Here is a 2,395-nt window from a genome sequence, read left to right as displayed (position 1 = left end):
AGGCTGAGCAAACGGGAGCTGTATGCGGCGGTCATCGCCGCCAAGCCGTAACGGTTCCGGGTTTGTGCAGCTGCACGGTGCTTTGGGCGATCCACCGTGCACCCTTTCATGGACATGCCGTGACGCGCCGGGCTAGCGTGGGCACCCTAGAGACCGGCGGATTTTCACTGCGCGGTTCCCACACCAGGCGACTATTCCGGAGGCAAGCCGATGACGATTACCGTGCAGCGCGAACAGGAATTACTGTCCCGGGTGCCCACTGGCCTGCTGATCGGCGGCGAATGGAGGGACGCTTCAACGGGCAAGACGTTTGACATCGAGGATCCGGCCACCGGGAAGACGCTGCTCACCATCGCGGATGCGAGTCCTGAGGACGGCATGGCTGCCCTGGACGCGGCCGTGGCCGCGCAGGAGGACTGGGCACGGACAGCTCCCCGTGAACGTGGCGAAATTCTCCGGCGCGCCTTTGAACTTGTGACCGAGCGTGCCGAGGACTTTGCGCTTCTGATGACGCTGGAAATGGGCAAGCCGCTGGCGGAGGCACGCGGCGAGGTGACCTACGGGGCGGAATTCCTCCGCTGGTTCTCGGAGGAAGCGGTCCGCTCATCGGGCCGTTACGGGATGGCGCCGGACGGAAAGACGCGCATCCTGGTCAACAAGAAGCCGGTTGGCCCCTGCCTGCTCATTACGCCCTGGAATTTTCCGCTGGCGATGGCCACCCGCAAGATCGCGCCTGCGGTTGCCGCCGGTTGCACCATGGTGCTGAAGCCAGCGAACCTGACGCCGCTGACGTCGTCGTTGTTTGCCAAAGTACTTGAGGAAGCGGGCCTGCCCGCTGGCGTGCTGAACATCGTTCACACGTCCGACGCCGGCGGAGTCACCGGCCCGCTGATCAAGGACTCGAGGCTGCGCAAGTTGTCCTTCACCGGTTCAACGCCGGTTGGCCGGAGGCTTCTTGCCGACGCTTCGGAAAATGTGTTGCGTACTTCCATGGAACTCGGTGGCAATGCACCGTTTGTTGTCTTCGAAGACGCGGATCTGGATGCTGCTGTGGCCGGGGCGATGCTTGCCAAGCTGCGGAACATGGGCGAAGCCTGCACCGCCGCCAACCGGTTCATTGTGCACGAGTCCATTGCGGCGGAGTTTGCGTCGAAGTTCGCGGCGAGGATGGATGCGATGACGCCGGCCAGAGGCACCGAGGATAACTCCAAGCTGGGGCCGTTGATTGATGAGAAGAGCAGGCAGAAGGTTCACGAGTTGGTGACGGGAGCGCTCGACGACGGCGCCACGTGCGTGACCGGTGGGGCTCCGGTGGACGGGCCGGGTTACTTTTATGCCGCAACCGTGTTGACGGATGTTGCACCCGATTCGCGGATTCTGCAGGAGGAGATCTTTGGGCCGGTGGCGCCGATTGTCACGTTTGCGACTGAGGATGAGGCGGTCCGGCTTGCCAACAACACCGAGTATGGCCTGGTTGCGTACGTGTTCACCCGGGATCTGAACCGGGGTCTGCGGATTGGTGAGCGGCTGGATACCGGAATGTTGGGGCTCAATGCCGGTGTCATTTCCAATGCGGCGGCGCCGTTTGGTGGAGTGAAGCAGTCCGGTCTGGGCCGCGAGGGCGGCTACGAGGGCATCGAGGAATACCTGTACACCCAGTACGTGGGTATTGCGGACCCGTCGGCGTAGCGTCGGCCGTGCTCTGGCCTAGAGTGCCGCGGGAGTGTTTCGTTGGCAGCGCATCCCCGGGGTCTCCACGCATGCGCTAGTGGGTGTCACCGTAAGTTCGTCGGGGGTTCAGGTCCAGGCGGTGGGATCGCCGAGGTAGAGACCGCAGGCGGTATCGAGGGCATCCTCGGCGGTGCCTCCCATCATGCCCGTGGGTAGCCAGGAATCTTGGCCATGGGTCCCATCGTGGCCCAGATCCAGACCCGATATCGCACTGTTTCGGCGTGTCACCACCGCCGATGATGTCGAGTCGAGGGAGAACAGATCATGGTGATCTCTTCCCCCTTTGTGATCATCCTCTCCGCCACCGAGAAAGCCATCCTGCAGTCCCGGGCCACCTCGGCCCGGGCACCGTATCGGATGGTGATTCGTGCCCGTATCGTGTTGGCCGCTGCTCGCGGTCACACGAACGCCGCGATCGCCGCCGATGTGGGGATGCATATTGATACCGTGCGCAAATGGCGTCACCGGTTCTACCATCACCGGCTGGAAGGGTTGGCAGATCTGCCCCGTACGGGCCGCCCGCCGACGTTCACTGCGGTGCAGGTGGCCGAGGTCAAACAGTTGGCGTGCACCTTGCCGGCTGAGACGCAGATACCGCTGTCGCGGTGGTCCAGCCTGGAGTTGGCCACCGAAGCCACCCGCCGCGGTATCGCCGCCTCAATGT

General features: G+C 63.6%; 3 protein-coding genes. 2 read left to right on the top strand and 1 reads right to left on the bottom strand.

The genetic code is table 11. From position 1 onward, the window contains the following. The first annotated feature begins 210 nt into the window (after nucleotides 1-210). Entirely contained in the window at nucleotides 211-1,689 is a 1,479-nt protein-coding gene (locus tag Y708_RS0120605; RefSeq protein ID WP_028281371.1) for an NAD-dependent succinate-semialdehyde dehydrogenase, read from the top strand. Between the two features lie 108 nt (nucleotides 1,690-1,797). On the opposite strand, the gene Y708_RS30595 is transcribed toward Y708_RS0120605, so the two are convergent. After that, nucleotides 1,798-1,959, bottom strand: coding sequence for a hypothetical protein (locus tag Y708_RS30595; protein ID WP_216699858.1), 162 nt, complete (start codon nucleotides 1,957-1,959; stop codon nucleotides 1,798-1,800). Nucleotides 1,960-1,995: 36 nt separating this feature from the next. Between Y708_RS30595 and Y708_RS0120595 the strand changes: the two genes are divergently transcribed. After that, nucleotides 1,996-2,395, top strand: a 400-nt coding sequence (locus tag Y708_RS0120595; RefSeq protein ID WP_028281370.1) for a helix-turn-helix domain-containing protein, incomplete at its 3' end; no start/stop codon positions are given.

Source organism: Arthrobacter sp. H5 (genome assembly GCF_000520595.1).
GTDB lineage: Bacteria > Actinomycetota > Actinomycetes > Actinomycetales > Micrococcaceae > Arthrobacter_D.
This window is presented reverse-complemented; position numbering and strand designations above follow the sequence as displayed.

Bases quoted from the DNA above. Each gene is read 5' to 3' on its own strand.
- Y708_RS0120605 (WP_028281371.1), top strand. From the start codon at position 211: ATGACGATTACCGTGCAGCGCGAACAGGAATTACTGTCCCGGGTGCCC.